Source organism: Okeania sp. SIO3I5, from assembly GCF_010672085.1.
Lineage (GTDB): Bacteria > Cyanobacteriota > Cyanobacteriia > Cyanobacteriales > Microcoleaceae > Trichodesmium.
This window is the reverse complement of sequence record NZ_JAAHHT010000086.1, coordinates 16807-34676: the sequence shown is the minus strand read 5'-3', so window position 1 is coordinate 34676 and position 17870 is coordinate 16807. Positions and strand designations below refer to the sequence as shown.

General features: G+C 38.6%; 8 protein-coding genes. 7 read left to right on the top strand and 1 reads right to left on the bottom strand.

Features of this window, described 5'->3' with window-relative positions:
• Nucleotides 1-369: 369 nt before the first annotated feature.
• The 5 genes from F6K40_RS19605 to F6K40_RS19585 all read left to right on the top strand — a co-directional run bounded on the left by F6K40_RS19605 (nt 370) and on the right by F6K40_RS19585 (nt 11181).
• The gene (locus F6K40_RS19605; protein ID WP_293138784.1) at nt 370-930 is read left to right on the top strand and encodes a hypothetical protein; all 561 of its coding nucleotides are present in this window, start codon (nt 370-372) and stop codon (nt 928-930) included.
• A gap of 182 nt (nt 931-1112) precedes the next feature.
• Complete coding sequence (locus F6K40_RS19600; protein ID WP_293138783.1) at nt 1113-2444, top strand: aromatic ring-hydroxylating dioxygenase subunit alpha; 1332 nt, start codon at nt 1113-1115, stop codon at nt 2442-2444.
• A gap of 582 nt (nt 2445-3026) precedes the next feature.
• On the top strand, nt 3027-3380 hold the full coding sequence (locus F6K40_RS19595) for a winged helix-turn-helix transcriptional regulator (RefSeq protein ID WP_293138782.1): 354 nt from the start codon (nt 3027-3029) through the stop codon (nt 3378-3380).
• Nucleotides 3381-4825: 1445 nt separating this feature from the next.
• Nucleotides 4826-8569 (top strand): hypothetical protein, encoded by a 3744-nt coding sequence (locus F6K40_RS19590; RefSeq protein WP_293138781.1) that lies wholly within the window; start codon nt 4826-4828, stop codon nt 8567-8569.
• Nucleotides 8570-8592: 23 nt separating this feature from the next.
• Nucleotides 8593-11181: a LamG-like jellyroll fold domain-containing protein gene (locus tag F6K40_RS19585; protein WP_293138780.1), complete on the top strand. Its 2589-nt coding sequence runs from the start codon at nt 8593-8595 to the stop codon at nt 11179-11181.
• Nucleotides 11182-11438: 257 nt separating this feature from the next.
• Here F6K40_RS19585 and F6K40_RS19580 read toward each other — a convergent pair whose 3' ends face one another.
• Complete coding sequence (locus tag F6K40_RS19580) at nt 11439-11591, bottom strand: hypothetical protein (RefSeq protein ID WP_293138779.1); 153 nt, start codon at nt 11589-11591, stop codon at nt 11439-11441.
• Between the two features lie 20 nt (nt 11592-11611).
• Here F6K40_RS19580 and F6K40_RS19575 point away from each other — a divergent pair, with 20 nt between their 5' ends.
• Nucleotides 11612-13192, top strand: coding sequence for a lipase family protein (locus F6K40_RS19575; protein ID WP_293138778.1), 1581 nt, complete (start codon nt 11612-11614; stop codon nt 13190-13192).
• Nucleotides 13193-13211: 19 nt separating this feature from the next.
• Nucleotides 13212-17753 carry a DUF6603 domain-containing protein gene (locus F6K40_RS19570; RefSeq protein ID WP_293138777.1) on the top strand — a complete coding sequence of 1514 codons (4542 nt, stop codon included), beginning with the start codon at nt 13212-13214 and terminating at the stop codon, nt 17751-17753.
• The last annotated feature ends 117 nt before the right edge of the window (nt 17754-17870 follow it).

The following is a 17870-nucleotide window of genomic DNA, read 5'->3' as shown; positions in this document are numbered from 1 at the left end:
GGAGGATGGGGAGGAGGGGGAGGATGGGGAGGATGGGGAGGATGGGGAGGATGGGGAGGATGGGGAGGATGGGGAGGAGGGGGAGGAAGAATTCTGTCTACATTCATAAAAAAGAGTATTTTTCAATACTCTTTTCTCCTGAAAAAGCCGATTCAAGACTTAAACATAACTTGTCTATATTGTCAAGTTTTATGTTAAGAAAGATGTTTATAAAGCATAGCTTGAGAAGGGGGGAACTGGAAGTCCCCCTTTATAAGGGGGATTTAGGGGGATCGTTGATGTACCTCACGCCTACTGAAAAACGCTATATCTAATAATTTGCGTAAGTCCTGTTATAACAAAAAATAAAATGCAAGGAGATAAAAACAGATGTCTAATAAGTTTAATTTCTGGGAATTTCTCTGGGATTTTTTAGTGGAAATTATACTTGAGAAGTTTGTCATTGACTGTTTATTGAAAACTAAAACAGGAAGACGGTTCTTAATTTTTTCGTTTACATGCTTCCTGCCTTTGCTAATTCCTCACATTCTTGATTATTTATTCGAGCCAAAAGACAATGAAATAAGTCGCCAGGAAGCTATTGATGGATTAACAAGACAGTGTGTTGCTCAAGAAAGCCATTACTTAAAAAACGGCAGAATGTACAACAAAACTAATGATTTCAAAGACGAGGGTAAATACTATTTAATTGGCTTAATTAAATATGGTCAAAATGACAGAATTGCTCCTATTTATGCAGAACCAAAAGAACCAACTTTGTCTACTTTTGTAGGACTCGCAGTCATGTCAAATCAAGATAAATTTTCTTGTTTAATTTGCCGATCTAGTGTTCATCATAGCATAGATTGGTCGAAAGACTTTCCAGTCATAAATGGTAACTCAGTTGACTGCCCTAAAGGATATAATAAATATAAAAGAGTCGATTTTTAATTATTGATAATTACCGAAAAATTATCGAAAATAATACATTTTGGCGTTGGTGATTTTAGCTATAAGTTTTATTGGAATAGCGATCGCCTAACTCCTAATTTAAAGGCATTTTATATTTAAAAAAATTAGATTTCATAGCTTGATTTACCAACGCCGACATTTGAACTATAACAACAAACAAAATGCAAACCGAATTCAACTTTTTTCAACATTGGTATCCGCTTTCACCTATTGAAGACCTAGATCCAGAGATTCCTACTCCTGTAACTCTATTGGGAATACGTCTAGTCATCTGGAAACCAAGATATTCTGAGAATTACCAGGTATTTCTAGATGTTTGTCCTCACCGTCTAGCGCCCTTAAGCGAAGGTCGTGTTGATGACAAAACTGGTAATTTAATGTGTAGTTATCATGGTTGGCAATTTGATGCTCAAGGTATCTGTACTCATATTCCCCAAGCTGAAAATCAGCAAATTATACAAAAAAATCAGCAAAATTTCTGTGTAACTGCCTTACCAGTACGTCAAGAAAATGATTTACTCTGGGTTTGGCCTGATATGAAAACAGCAGACTTAGCTGCTACTACACCCCTACCATTATCACCACAAATAGATGTTGAGAAAGGTTTTGTGTGGTATTCTTATGTCCGAGATCTAGAATATGATTGGGAAATTCTCATAGAAAATGTCATCGATCCAAGTCATGTTCCTTTTGCTCATCACGGAGTACAAGGTGATAGAAACAGAGCAATAGCAAAAGTCATGGAGGTTTTACAATCAACAATCAATTTAATTGAAGTTTTTATCCCTGGAAATTTACCTGTAAAAATTACTTTTGAACCACCTTCTCGTTTGGAATATGAAATTAGTTTAGGTAATACTGAAAAGAAACTAGGACTTGTGATTTATGCTTTACCAGTATCTCCTGGTAAGTCTAGAGTGATTGCTCAGTTTTCGAGGAACTTTGCTAAAACAATTCATCGACTAACACCACGTTGGTGGGAACACATAAAAATTCGCAACTTGGTTTTTGATGGAGATATGATTTTACTCAATCAGCAGGAATATTTACTGCAACAAAAACAATCAAGTGAAAGTTGGAAAACAGCCTATAAATTACCTACAAATGCAGATCGTTCAGTCATTGAGTTTAGAAATTGGTTTGATAAATATTGTGGTGGTAAATTACCTTGGAGCGAAGTGGGAATTAGTGAGAAAAATAACTCTCTAATAAATAATAATCATGCCTTACTATTGGATCGTTATCAACAACATACTCAGCATTGTAGTAGTTGCCGACAAGCTTTAAAAAATCTCCAAAGATTACAATTTTTACTTATAACTTATTTCATAATTATTGTGTCTGGAGTAGCTATTTTTCCAGATAATTTGCGGATTAAAATAGGTTTACCTTTAGTAATTACAGCACTTTTAGGAATGGGAATTTATGCTTGGTTGAAATTGTGGTTAATTCCTCAATTTTACTTTGTTGATTATATCCATGCTAAAAAATGAATTTATCCGGATTTCATATTATTGGTTGCTAGCCTCCAAATTACCGAATAATTAATAATGAATTCAGGTTAAAACCCGCCCTTGTTGTTTCTATGCTAACCGTTAAAACAGGCTGGTTTCCCACTTATATCATGTTCGGATAAACACTTATAAAGTTATTGCGCCTTACACTCCGTGGAAGGAAGCAATCTCAGGGGTTTGAGATATATCTTCCATCTATATCTTACAGCGCTTTTCTTTCTTGATGAACCACATTGTCACAACCAAAACCCCGTAGGGACCTTCCATGGAACGTCCCTACTGTGGTCTACTGAAATGAAAACTGCTGTAATCATAACTATTAGACGTCTCCGAAAATTAAAAATAGAATCAATTCTTATCCAGAAATTATCAATTACTTCTTCCTGTTCCCTGTTCCCTGTTCCCTGTTCCCTCTTTTCCGGAGAGGTCTATTCAACCGAACATGATATTACCGATTTTTTTATGATGATTAAAAGCACAATAAAAATGCAAATAATAACAAGTACGTACAATTTTTTTATATAGTGACTAAAAAGTAACTATTGAAGGATTTAGAAAATTATGATGCAAAAACATAATTACGATCGCCCCTATGGGTGCTCTGTTGAAGCCACGTTATCGGTGATTGGTGGACGGTGGAAACCTGTGATTATTTTTAATCTCTTGGAGAATGAAGTGTTACGCTTCGGCGAATTGAAGAAAAAAATTAAAGGCATTACCCAGCGTATGCTTACTAATCAACTACGCGAGTTGGAAAAAGATAATATTGTCGCCCGAAAAGTCTATGCTGAAGTACCGCCACACGTAGAATATTCCCTCACAAATTATGGTCGTACTCTGGAACCAATTATGATTTCCATGAGAGATTGGGGGGCCGAGCATATGAATGTAAAATCTGATGAGTCGTCGTCTTAGTAAAGCAATGAAATAAATTTAGATGCTCCAATGGCTGTAGATAATTAGACCTCTCCAGAAAAGAGGGAATAGGAAATAGGGTATAGGGGGAAAGAATTAATTATTTCTGTACGATAATTGATTTTATTTTTGATTTTTGGAGATGTCTATTGTATTGCTTAGATTTTACAGCGGTTTTCATGATTAGTAAACCACAGTAGGGACTAACCATGGTTAGTCCCTACAATGTTTTGCTTGTGAAGATGTGGTTCATCAATTTTAAAAGTGCTGTAATAGCAATCGCGTTCATCTCAAAAGTGCCCCTTTTGAAACTCCTTCTGTGATATGCGATCGCAAAATTCAAGAAAAATCTCGGTAGCAGTTATGGAGAAGGCAGAAGGTTTTTTTCTAATTGTGACTTCATTCTAGGCGTTGCATAAATGCGCTTGGGATTTTAATAGTTTTGTGTTTGGGGACATCTTGCCCTTTCCCACTTATATCATGTTCGGTTGAATACTTAGGGTTTGCTGAAAAAGTCTTATGGGTGAGGGTAGGAGTCAGGAGTCAGGAGGAATGGGGAATGAGCGAGGAGGCAGGAGGAAAAATTATCCTTTGATTTTTCTGCCACAGTCAACTCAAAATCCTAACTTTTTGAGATCCCTAGAACAAAAACCTTGTACTTTTTCAAGACATAAAAAGGCTAAAACCTTTAGGAGTCAATGCTTTTATATTTAATCAGCAAGCCCTACTTACACTTAGTAGAAAGGAAGGCAGAAGGCAGAAGGAAAAGAAAGGTTCAAAGGGAAAAAATTTTTTGATAACTGATTATCCGAACATGATATTAATATTCATCCCTTACAGCGCTTTTCAGATTGATGAACCACATCGTCACAAGCAAAACCCAGTAGGGACGTTCCATGGAAGGTCCCTACTGTGGTCTACCGGAATGAAAACTGCTGTAATTCGACAGCGCCTAATTCTATATACAAACGGTCCTACCGGACATGGTATGATTTCCGATTTTGATTTTTGGAGATGTCTGTTTGGTAAATACGCCCAGAATGTTGATTTTTGAGCAGCGAAATCGTTTGTAGGAATTAGGCAAGACGAGAAAAAGGCTGAAAAATGCTCCCATATACCTCCAAAACTCTATTCCCCTCCTGGGAGGGGTTAGGGGTGGGTTCTTTACTCCCCTACTCCCCTACTTCCCTACTCCCCCTACTCAAATCGCTCCCCAAATTTACATGATCTTTATCCTTATACCAATTTCATAAACTTAAACAACACTTGTAAAAGTAATCTATCAAGCGTGAAACTCTAGAAGTAAATTTATGTGTAGTCTGAATTTCGGAAATTAGTATTAACTGAACTGTATTGGATTTATAGATTAGAAAAAGTTGCACGCTGCGTTATACCATTTTGATAAATGTTTACTATAAATAGTAGTTTCAGGTAGACTAACGGAGATGTCTATAGTGAAAAATGTTTTAATGGTTCCCGTTCACTTAGATGCTTTACATCTAGAAATAGACCGCCTTGTAGTAGAAGCGATGGCAGATTTTAGTCGTCTTCCTTATTTTGATTTTGATGGTCAACGGGATGTAAATCCTAATATTGCCAATATTAGCGAAGAGATCGTTTCTCAGCCTTTTCAAAATCAGAACTTGTATCTGAAAGCTGGAATTCACTTACATTGGGCTTTACCAGATGCTTTGACTAAGGGAATTCAAGTTAATGATCATAATGAAACTCAGACGGTTTTTCCACCTGTCCCTAATCGTTGGTTAGTGACGCGCAGTAACAAGGATAACGAGATTGAAAAGCAATGGGTGGTAGAGAGTGATTATCTCTATCCTGAAGGTCAAGGAAGTCAGACGGGTAGTATTGCCTATCCCATTCAGGTGCAGGAGGGTAAACATCAACCATTTCGCTACCTGGGGCGCAAAGTGTCTTTAGCTGATTGGCGAGAAAATGACCCCAATGCTGAATACTTACCCTCACTGACCGCTGTAGGTTATGGGGAACCGACTTTTTCAGCTTTTTATCCCAATTGTCATAGTGTTTTTGGATTTTATGACGATGATTATGCTGATCAGATTCCTGATGGCTTAAAATATGACGTGATTGGTTGGTACACTCAGCCACAACAGGATCGTTTGAACGCTTTTCTTGAAATACTGAGAAGAAGCATTCCACAGGATCAAGGGACTTCTCCCACCAATCAAGAATTAATAGAAGAAGAATTTAAGTGGAAAGTTAATCTGGAGACTGGTCAAAATTTTCCAGCATCACTCGAATTTATCTGCTATGCTCGCTTGACGTTTGCCTCCCAGAATACTGTCAACTCAGATCGGCAAGCTTCTGTAGAAGTGAGTGTGGGTAATACTGGTACAGAGGCATTGTCTGCCTACTTGGGTCAAAAGATTGATGGCAATAATAAATCTATCATTGAAGACCAGTTGGAAGCCCTACACTTATCTCCTGGTCTTGAACATCGGCAGTTAGACATAACTCCTAAGTTTAAAGAAGCGCGACATGAGAAGGGCTTTAATGCTATTGCTGCGGGGACGATGTGGACTATTCGTTTAGAAAGCGAAGGTTCGACAACGGCTAATGCTGAAGATGCTCATAATCAAGCACAGATTACTTTACGTGATGAGATGGCTCACTTGCTCAATGAGCTTAACCTTCGTCAGCAAGAATATGATTTTGCTTGGCATGAGATAGAGTCGATGCGTCGGCAACTCTTTGCAGATTGGTATAAGTATATGTTGAGTACCTATCCCCCGGAAGGTAGTAGGGATGAGTATCCCGATATTGATGAGGTCAAGCATTACATTAAGATCAAGGGGATTCCACCTTTAAAGGCAAAACTGACGACAACCGGAAACCTGATGTTGTCAGAGAATGATTCTGGCCAAATTACGACTGCTTCTGCTGGGGCATCTTCCTCAGCCTCTATCGCTGCTCAATTAGCTGGAGCCATTAATCAGTTACTGGCCGAAATAACCAAGCTTAATAATCAAGAAACTGTCAAGAAAACTCAAGCAACTTACACCCTGAAACAAATTTCCAGTCCCCGTTACTGGCAACCTAAGGAACCTGCGTTGCTAATGACAGGGGAAGGTGTGAAACCTACGATCCGACATGGACAGGATGGACGGTTGAGGGATGATGGATTGCTGGAGTGTGAGATTCTAAAGGATGTAACAATTCCTATTGCTAAACAGAGCTTTAGTGGTATTCGCAATAAAATTGTTCAATTAGAACAAAACAAAATGGGAGAGCATATTGCCTTTAGCAGTTGGACACAATCCCCTTGGCATCCTTTTTTGCTGGAGTGGGAGGTAGAGGTTTTCCCGACCCGAGAGGGCTGTAATCACAGAAGTTACAATAGTAACTATGATAATGAGTTTATTACCGATAATTATGTTCTGAGGGAAAATGAGCCTGACCTTTCTTTACAGTCAGGAAAGGGGGCTATTATCAAAGCTGCTAATGTTTATAGTGGTCGCAGTATATTAACGCCCTATGCAGGGATTAAGCTGAAAGCAGAGCTAGAGGTTTATTTAGAGAAACAAGTCCTGCCAGATTATTACAAAGCGAAAAAAATTCCGAAGGAACAGCAAAGTGATGACTATCTCAGTGATAATATTCAAGCAATTCTGACATGGTATGAAACAAAACCAGAAACAGAAAAAGAAGCTAAAAAACCTATTTATACAGCAATTCGAGCTTATCAGAAACTGCTGACTCTGAATAGTCTCTCTCAATCTCTGGGTGGTTTTAACGAAGCTTTGTTGATGCACAAGCAAACCTTACAATTACCAGTTGCTGACCCCTTGGGATTTGCAGATTATCAGCCCTTTACAGAAGTTGTTCGCGATGCTATAGTACAGAGTAACCGCAGTGCGCCGGAACCTTTAAATGATTTTAACCCGATTCGGTCTGGGGCAATGAAGATTTTGCGGTTGCGGTTGGTGGATACCTTTGGACAGGTGAAAGATTTGGATGTTAGCAATATCATCACCACTGAACAGATGACTACTCCCGGAAGTTCCTATCTGGTATCCTTACCACCCCGTTTGGTGCAACCGGCTCGTCTCAATTTCCGGTGGCTTTCGGCGAGTCAGGGCGAACAGGAAATGAATAGTCACCCAGCAACGACTCCCATTTGTGGTTGGATATTGCCTAATAATTTGGATAATAGTCTGGCTATCTATGATAATCTTGGTAAAGCTTTGGGTTCAATTAATCAGCTAGCTGAATGGGAGTCCGCACTGGGGAGCGATCGCCTAATTTCTGTTGATGATATTGATGATATTCCTAATCTCTATTTGAAAAGGGTAGTCAAGCATATCGTACATCCCCCCCAACCCCCCTTAGAAAGGGAGGAGTCAGTAAGTTTTCTGAGTAATTTGATTTCGGCTCTAGATAGTGGCCTAGAAAATATCGACCCAGAAAATTTTGCCCAACATCAAGGTTTGGCACTGTTGATGGGACGGCCTATTGCGGTAGTGCGGGCTTCTCTAAATCTAGAATTACAGGGACTTCCCTCTATTAACCAAGATTGGAATGTATTTTGGCAAGATTTAAGGCGTGATTCTAGGGATACTGATGGGTTCGATCAGGTTAAGTTTCCTATCCGTTTAGGGGAATATCAGCAATTAAATGACGGTTTGTTGGGATACTGGTTGGAAAAGGAAGATGCTCTGAGTCAGGAGTTTTATGCTCCTCAAAGCGATTTAGGGCAAGGTACTTCTAAGATAAAAATCCATCACCCTGAGAATGCTTGGCATATTGATTTCAATGTGGAAGATGCACCGAAATTGTTTACTATGCTGATCGATCCGCGGGGTAAGGTTCATGCTACCTGCGGAATTTTGCCAACAAAAGCGATCGATATTCCACCCGATCAATATCAGGAGGCATTAGAGAAGATTGAGATTACTTTCTTATCGACTCCTATTCTGACTGATTTGAAGGATCTGAGGGATTCAACTTTGGATAAGAAGATTAATCTACCTTTACCAGGGGAGCCTGGTTATGAATGGTCATGGTTAGAGAAGGAACAAGGGGAATGGTTAGAGGTTCCCCATGACAATATTGCTCAACCTAATCCGAATGCAGTTTTCTCAGGTCAGCAAGCAATTCGGGAGGGTTGGCTGAAGTTGAGTCCAGCAAACACTAATCAAAATTCAAATAATTAAGTAATCATTGAGGAATAACGATTATGAGTAATTCACAGGCAAATTTAGTTCTGTACTTAAAATTAGATGAAATAGTTGAGGACGGAGGTACCAAAAAGGTAATCGATGTTTCTAGCCAAACAAACAATGGCACAATTCAAGGAGAACCTCAACTTGTTACAGACGAAACCTTTGGTAGTTGTTTAAGTTTTGATGGAATCAACGATTATATAGAAATTTCTGATGCAGATGAGATTGATTTTGGTACTAATCAAGATTTTACAGTTGAAAGCTGGGTGAAAATAGCGGCGTCACAACCAGATATACAAAATGGCGATAATGACATTATCGAAAAATGGGACGATAATGGCGGATATCCCTATGTCATTAGATACCTGCGTAATGCACAGCAAATCGTTGTCGCACGATATGATGGCTCTAAGAATCCGGGGGTTAAGAGTCAAACTCAGATCAAACACGACCAGTTTTATCATATAGCTTTTGTTAAACAAGGGAGTACACTACTTCTTTATCTGGATGGGAAAAAAGAAAATAGTTCTGAAGATACTACCACAAGCGAGACAAAAAATAGTTCGTCCCTTTATCTAGGGAAAAGAGGAAATGTAGGTAATTTCTTTAAAGGAAACATTGCCCATCTCCGGATCTACAATAAGGCTTTATCCCCAGAAGAAATTCAGCAGGATATCAACGATGATTTAAGTGCGATCGCATCTTTTAACAAAACTCATCCCCTTGATTTTAACTTGTATGATGGTGAGGATAAAGAACCTGTTATCTTTATTGAGAATGATACACAGGGAGAGGAGTTAATCCTGGAAATCGTCAATGACTCAGACCAAGCGATTACTTTGCCCACTAAGAGTGGTTCGGTGAGTGCAACTAATCACCATTTTGAGTTGAGGTTTAGACCAGATACCTTATCTCCAAATTCCCTGAAACAATTGGTTTTGGCAATAAAACAAGGTTGGAGTATGAGTTCCCCTGTGACTCAGGATGATGGGAAGGTTTCTCTGTATTTTCTCACTAATAATCCAACTTTGGGAGCCAGAGGAACTATACCTTTGACCCTTCAAAATATTAATGGGGCAGCAGCAGGAGGAGCGCGAACAAGCAGGGTAGAGTTGAAGTGTCCCCAGTTTACCCATGAGGGAGAAACTGTCAGTAACTATTACCGAGAAAAGCGTCTAAGTATCGTTAGTCATCGAGGTAAAAAGAATATTCCTCTTCATGTGGGGTTTGTGGGGTCCAATCGAATTTTGAATGATAGGAGTTCAGCAAATGAGTTGATCTTGCGAATTACTAATGTGTTAAAGGATAAATCTATTCCTTTGAACCCAGCAAGTCAGGGTGATGAGGCTTCTAAGTTGATTATTTCCTTTGATATTGATAGTGATTGGGCTTTGGGGACAAAAAGTCAGGTAGAGAATATTACTATCGAAGGGAAAGATTGGCGACCGAATGAGCAACCTGAAGACGATTGGAATATCGTTAAGGGAAATGAAGGAGAAACGCCTACATGGACAATAACTCATCAAAATGAAGCAGAATCTGGGTTAGCTCCGGGACAGGTTGTGCAATTAACGATTAGCAATATCGTTTCTTCTCTTCCTTCTGGTCAAGCGAATCTATATTTACGTTATGAAAATATTCCTGGTTATTGGGATGGAACTTTTGTTTGTACTATAGAAAAATCACCCATTTTGTATAAGGGTAAAAATGTGGGAATTGGAACGATAAATCCGCAAACGAAATTATCTGTCAATGGGACAACAACTACAAATCAATTATCTGTCAATGGGACAACAACTACAAATCAATTATCTGTCAATGGGACGACAACTACAAATCAATTATCTGTCAATGGGACGACAACCACAAATCAATTATCTACAAATCAATTATCTGTCGATGGGACGACAACCACAAATCAATTATCTGTCGATGGGACGACAACCACAAATCAATTATCTGTCGATGGGACGACAACCACAAATCAATTATCTGTCGATGGGACGACAACCACAGCTCAATTATCTGTCAAGGGGACGACAACAACAAATGCTTTGAAACTCGATGGGCATAACCATCAATTCAGGATGTCTTTAGATGAGAAAAACAGAAATTTGAGATTCGAGGTTTTCTACAATAAATTTGGTTCTTTTACCCGTGTTTGGAATAAGAACTGGCATTGGGATGATTCGGCGGGTGGTGTTATCTCTGACCTTAGCTTGAAAACAGATATTAAAAATGAAGGCAATATCTTAAGTCGTTTAATGCAATTGGATGTAAAAAACTATCGTTGGAAAGATAATCCCGAGGATAAAATTAAGGAAATTGGTTTTGTCGCCCAAGATGTTCAGCCTTTATTTCCAGCTCTAGTTGGCGAATTCAAAGACCAAGATGCTGATGAATCAAAGCTAACATTAAAATACGCTCAATTTGGCGTATTAGCAGTAGGCGGATTAAAAGAACTAAAACACGAAAAAGATGCCGAAATCGCCCAGCTCAAAACCGAAATGAAGACTCAAATTGCAGAACTAAAAACCGAAATGGAGGCTGAAATCAAGGCTCTCAAAGACCAAATTCAGCAATTATTAAGAGGTAAAGAGTAATGAAAGGAATGAGGATTTATTAACTTCCAGATTTTCTGCATAGGATTATTTCAGTGGGATACTCAAGTGCCAATATTTGTGGATCATATTTTATCCTCATTCCCAAACTGAAAAGCGATGGCCTCCCTTCCTAGGTCAAATTCTAGAGGCCCTCGGTAATAAAAACTGAAAAGCGATCGCCCCTATCCTAGGTAAAATACTAGAGGCGCTCGGTAACAAAAACTGAAAAGCGATCGCCTCCCATTTCAACTCCAATTCTAGAGGCGTTCGGCAATAAAAAGTGAAAAGCGATCGCCTCCCATTTCAACTCCAATTCTAGAGGTAATCATTAATGTATCACGAACTTGTCTATCACCTAGATTTATGTATCCTTTCTTACCATCTATATGCCCAAACCTTGATTTGGCCAATGGATCCCTATTACGAGCAAATGGCACTAAAAAGTCGTTCTCGTCGTGACAATTTTATGGCTGAAATACGCAGAAAGCAGCCAATAGAAGGATACAACTGTCCAGATTATTTAGATCCTATTGTCAGCGACTATACCCGTATAGATCCAACTAAACCTTGTTTTACCAAACCGGAACCAGGCGATAAGTGGTCAGTATTTCAGGCACCACAAGCAATCACCAACTCAATCAATACAACATACATAGTTAAAATGGCTCTTGATCCTAAGCCAGAAGAAATCTTTCCCAAGAATGGGAATAATCATCAGAATGGGAATGATCATCTATACTGCTTTGAGGGAGAAACTGGACTAAGGAATGGCCACGGGGGTCTTAAAAGCATGATGGGCTTTGTACTTGATAAAGAATATCAAGAAAAATCCTCTACAGGTTATGACATCCATATTGTATTTCGGGGAAGTCGAAGTGGCTGGGTTGTTAGGGCATTTAAAGAAGGGTTCTTCAGCAGCAAAGGAAATCCTGATTGGGTAACAGATACAGACTCTATATTCAATATGGTCGAAAATACCGATATCAGTAAATTCGGTAAGTGTAGTCATGGATTTAGCGACAGCATAGATAATATTATCAGACAAATCATTGCGAGTTTAACAAATATTCAGCAAAGAAGAAATACCGCACCTAGAGCGATCTATGTCACGGGACATAGCCTAGGTGGAGGACTTGCTGCCCATTTTGCTAGTGCTGTTTCCCTTGGTAATGAATACAGTAAGATAGCGACTGGAGTTCGACAGATGCCAGACATACTAGAATCATGGCCATGGGAAAGACTCAGCTTAATCACTTTTGGCGCACCTGCTGTTGGGGATAAAGACTTTGCGTATGCATTTAATAGTAAGGTTTATGCAAGGCGTATTGTGCTTGGCTTAGATGCGATTACTACAAAAAGACGATTAAAGATTGCTAAAGTTGAGCATGTAGGTGGCTACGTTCATATTCCTAGTAAAACAGACACAAAAAATAATAGTGACACAGACACAAATAATAGTAATATAGACGAATCAGGTATATTCAATGATCACGAGCCAATGAATATACGAACCAAGCTAATTCAATGGGCTCAAAAATGGGAAGTAACTCCTCCAGCAACTCTTCCAGATGTTCCAGAAAATCCACCTTGGCAAAAATTAGACCATTTTGAAAATGTGTTGGATATGTTTCAAAATAATAATCCAAAATCAATAGTCCAAAAATGGCTAGGAACTAATTTTTCTCAAAATCTTCGTATTTATTTAAATTACTTAATCCCGACATTAGAAAAATCTACATCTTATACAGTTACAGTAGGCACCAATACCAAACAAGAAACAAACATAAGATCTCTAAACAAAGTAAAGCTGATACTTAGCAATATAGCGATGACACCAGACGAAAAACTGACTAAAATCTTTGAAGAATTGAACAAAATTACAAGCAAAAATATCGGTGAATATTTGAAATTTTGTGTAATTTTAGATGTTGTATACAATCACAATAACAATCAGCTTCCCAATCTGCCAAATAATCAAACAGAAGTCAATAGAATTATGAATAAAATCTAGTAAAAATAGCAAGCAAATAATGAACAAAATGAATACTTTTGAGCAGATCGAGAATCAAATCAAGAATACCAAAACTTTATCGCTATCGCCAGAAATAGTTAGGCAAGATTTTTATAAAAGTTTAACTAAACTGTTTAAACAGCAAAACTTTTCAATCAAAGAATGTCAAAACATTGCAAGAAAAGATAATCAGCTCACTTTTAATGGAACCTTTGAGAAATTATTTTCGTGGGAAAATATTGAGGTAAATTTCTATCTTTTTGATTATCTCAGCGAACGACATAGTATTTTTCAAATAACCCCGCCAGCAGATTTGACTGCTGATGACTATTTTGTGCAATATCAAATAGAACCAGATCGGACAGAACCAAGGGAGATTGGTTTAGACTATTATGTTGAAAAAATTGAGTTTACTAAGCAGAATAGAAATATAGTTGTCGCCTCTGTTGATTTACCAAAAGAACAACTCGATACAACTATTCAGATTAACAACCTTTCTTCGTCTATTCAAGAGATTAAAGAAGGACTCAATTTTCCAGTTAACCTACAGATAGACAATGATGTTAGTGGTTTATTCTCTAAAATATTGGGTGGAATTTATACAGAAGAATCTGACTGCACTGGTCTGATTTACTTAAAAGATTCTAGTCCTTACTTTAATTTCAGCAAGGCTATTGACGCACAGAAAAGTTTTGGTCTGTTGACTTTTGCACTTAATGAAATCGCTATGAGCTTTCCATTAACACATAGTTCTGAAATCTTTCCAGAGGTTTCTGTTAATGGTTCAATTAAAGTTAACAATAATACTGTCTTTTCAGTTACAGCATCTCTTGACCTTTACTACCAAATTTTATCAATTACTTTAACTCAATTCCCTACTTTGGGTGAGTGGATAAAATTACTAAATATAGGCACTTTAAATGACTATTTTCCCGATACATTAGCTAGTTTACTGAATATTAAATTATCTGAGTTAAGAATATTTATTAACCTTCCCAATGAATCAGTTCCTGAACTCAGTTTAAGTGTAACCACTCAAGATGATATTGTTCTGATTGCGGATATTATCTCTCTCAAACCCAGCCTAAACCTAACTTTTTATGATCCCTTTAACTCAAAAAGCTTAGAATTTGAAGGGGAATTACAGGGAATTTGGCATTTAGGCTCAACTCAATTTGAGACAAGTATGCGGTATCCAGATATGACATTCTATGCAGCTATGTCTCAAGGACAAACACTGGATGTGTCTGCTATGGCAGAACGTATCTTTTCTGGAATTGAGTTGCCAAAGATTGAGTTTACCCGAATGGAATTATGGGGTAATTATCGGGAGAAAAGCTTCTCGGTTAACCTTGAGATTACTGGCGATTGGGATATTACGCAAAGTATTACTCTAACTCAAATTCAGATGAGCATGGCTCGCTATGGTGATGGTAGTGGTAGCGATTACACTATCTCAGCAGAGTTTAGAGTAGCTAATATGGATGTTTTTGTAATTGCAGATTATGATACCACAAGTGGAGGCTGGGAATTTAAAGGCAGTACAGGACACGGACAAGCAATTCCCATTGGACCTTCGGACGGTAGCAGTGGAAAACCAAATTTGACAGATGACTTAGGAAGTAAATTTGGTGCAGTTAATCTACCCGAAGGTATAGCAGAACTAAGTATTCAAAATCTGGGTATCTCCTTCAACACTAAAACCAAAAACTTTACTTTTATCTGCAAAGCGGAATTTCCCATCGAAGGGAAAGAAGTTGATATTACAGTCAATATTAATATCATCCAACAACAAGACGGTTCTTATAATAAGCATTTTGACGGTCATATTACTATTGGTGACTTACAATTTGCCCTCATCTTTGATACAGATAAAACCTCCAAAACGTTCCTCGCTGCTTATCACGATGAACATCCTGAGGTAAGTATTAAACAACTCATCAGCTATCTTGATTCAGATTTAGCAAAATCCATTCCAAAAGATCTAAAAATCAGCCTTAAAGATGCCCTGTTTGCCTTCTCTCAAAAGGCGTCATCGACAACAAAAAATTTCCTCTTTGGGTTAAATATTGGTGGTGCAATTAATCTCTCTAACCTCCCCTTAGTCGGGAAAAAATTCGCACCGAATCAAACCATTAAATCATCATTTCAAATCTTATTCGCTAGGGCAATCTTTACCTCAGATGAAATTGGCAATCTTAACAAACTTTACACCGAAGGCGGTATTAGCTTACCCGAACAAAAAGTGGCAAAAGGATTAAACCTTGCCACTTCAATGCAATTAGGCAGCGAAACTAAGCAATTGAGCCTACCTGTTGTTAATCCAAATGCTACCGATCAGAATAATGCCCTAACGGAAACACGATCAGAATCTGACTCTGATAGTTCATCCTCCCCATCTCCTGCTTCCTCTGATGAAATCAACAGTCCTGATGGCACAAAATGGTACAAACTACAAAAAGCCTTTGGTCCCGTCCACTTTGAAAGGATAGGCTTAAACTACAAAGACTCAAAAATCTGGTTTTTGCTAGATGCTGAACTCTCTCTTGCCGGACTCAGCATTTCTCTAGATGGACTCTCTGTCAAGTCCCCCATTACCAAAATTGAACCAGAATTTGACCTCAAAGGGATAGGCATCGACTACAAAAGCGGGAGTGCTTTAGAAATTGGTGCCGCATTCTTACGACAACAAGGCACAACTCCAGATGGCAAAACTTACGATGAATACGATGGTACCGCAGTCATTAAGGCAGAAACCTTTACCCTCTCCGCCATCGGCTCCTATGCCGAATACGAAGGACATCCCTCTTTATTTATTTATGCCGTTTTAGACTATCCCCTCGGCGGCCCCTCATTCTTCTTTGTCACCGGAGTTGCTGCAGGTTTCGGCTATAACCGCGCTTTAAAAATGCCCACTATAGACAAAGTTGCTACCTTCCCTCTGGTAGAGGAAGCGGTTAACCCAAATCAATCTAGCAGTAGTCAAGACAACGCAGCTAAACTCACCCAGGAACTCGACAAGATTCACCAATATATTCCTCCTGAAACTGGAGAAATATTTCTTGCTGTGGGAGTCAAATTTACTTCATTCAAAATTATCGACTCCTTTGCTCTATTAAGTATTGCTTTTGGGAAACGCTTTGAACTGAACCTCTTGGGTTTATCCACCCTCCTTGCCCCTCCAGAAGCAGGTAAAACCCCCCTCGCTGAAGTCCAACTTGCTATTAAAGCTAGTTTCCTTCCCGCAGTAGGCTTTTTAGGAATCCGCGCCCAACTCACCCCCAACTCCTACATCCTCTCGAAAAAATGCCACCTTACTGGAGGATTTGCATTCTATACCTGGTTTAGCCCTAACGAACATGAAGGAGATTTTGTTCTGACTCTAGGAGGTTACCACCCCAAATTCAAAGTACCAGCACATTATCCGAAAGTTCCACGGCTGGGATTTAACTGGCAAGTTAATAGCGAAATTAACATCAAAGCTGATGCCTATTTTGCTCTTACTGCTTCTGCTCTCATGGCAGGAGGACACCTGCAAGCCACTTGGCATAGTGGTAGTCTTAGGGCTTGGTTTAAGCTTGGGGCAGACTTTATTATTTCCTGGAAACCTTATTATTATGATGCTTCTATCTCTGTGGATATGGGAGTTTCTTATACTTTCCACTTCTTCGGAACTCATCACATTAGTATAGATGTAGGGGCAGACTTACATATTTGGGGACCGGAATTTACAGGTAAAGCTCATATCCATCTTTGGATTATTTCCTTTACTGTTAGCTTTGGTGCCAATGCTTCTCAAACTCCAACACCTATTGACTGGAATACTTTCAAAAGTTCTTTCCTTCCGGCTGATGATACTATTTGTAGTGTAGCTGTCAAAGATGGTTTAGTTAGAAAAGTCAATCAAGACGACAAATCAGACTTAGGAGTAATTAATCCCAAACACTTCTGTTTAGTCACCAATTCAGTGATTCCCATAAAAAATGCTGTTTATCGTAGACTGAATGATTCGACTCCTATAAATATTGACATCGGTAACGCTAATACAAAATTTGGTATTGGTTCGATGGAAGTTAAATCTGGTGAATTAACTTCAACTCAGATCGTTACAATTAGCAAAGATGGGACACCTCTTACAGAAGTTGAATTCCAAGCAGAATTTGAATGTAACCCCATTTTGAAAAAAGCCCCTACCGGACTCTGGGGCGAATCCCTAACTCCTGATTTGAATAGTGAGCAATTTATTGAAAATACCTTATCTGGCTTTGAAATTAAACCCAAGGAAGAGCCCAAACCTGGAGAAACTCATGCTGTTAATCGCCAAGATTTACAATTTACTACTGAGTCTGTGAATAATGCTTATGAATGGGAAACGATTAAGGTATTTAATGAAGAGGAAGGAAAAGATATTCGTGAGACTATTACAGAAAGCTCAGTCAAAACAGCCAGAGAAAATTTATTAAGGGCGATGAATTTAGACTTAGATATTAGAGAAATTGATTTAAGTGAAAATATTGCTGATAATTTCTTACTCTCGCCGAAAATTGGAGCATTGACTTAATCAGACTCTTATTCTCTGGCTCATCGTTAACTTGCGATACTTTGAAATAGCCCTCCTCCCACGAGGGGAAGATTGTTGTTGGGTTTCGTCCCTCAACCCAACCTACGAAAAAAAAGA

What these genes read in the sequence shown, in the direction of transcription:
- F6K40_RS19605 (WP_293138784.1), top strand. Translation starts at nt 370, where the DNA reads ATGTCTAATAAGTTTAATTTCTGGGAATTTCTCTGGGATTTTTTAGTG.
- F6K40_RS19600 (WP_293138783.1), top strand. Translation starts at nt 1,113, where the DNA reads ATGCAAACCGAATTCAACTTTTTTCAACATTGGTATCCGCTTTCACCT.
- F6K40_RS19595 (WP_293138782.1), top strand. Translation starts at nt 3,027, where the DNA reads ATGATGCAAAAACATAATTACGATCGCCCCTATGGGTGCTCTGTTGAA.
- F6K40_RS19590 (WP_293138781.1), top strand. Translation starts at nt 4,826, where the DNA reads ATGTCTATAGTGAAAAATGTTTTAATGGTTCCCGTTCACTTAGATGCT.
- F6K40_RS19585 (WP_293138780.1), top strand. Translation starts at nt 8,593, where the DNA reads ATGAGTAATTCACAGGCAAATTTAGTTCTGTACTTAAAATTAGATGAA.
- F6K40_RS19575 (WP_293138778.1), top strand. Translation starts at nt 11,612, where the DNA reads ATGGCACTAAAAAGTCGTTCTCGTCGTGACAATTTTATGGCTGAAATA.
- F6K40_RS19570 (WP_293138777.1), top strand. Translation starts at nt 13,212, where the DNA reads ATGAACAAAATGAATACTTTTGAGCAGATCGAGAATCAAATCAAGAAT.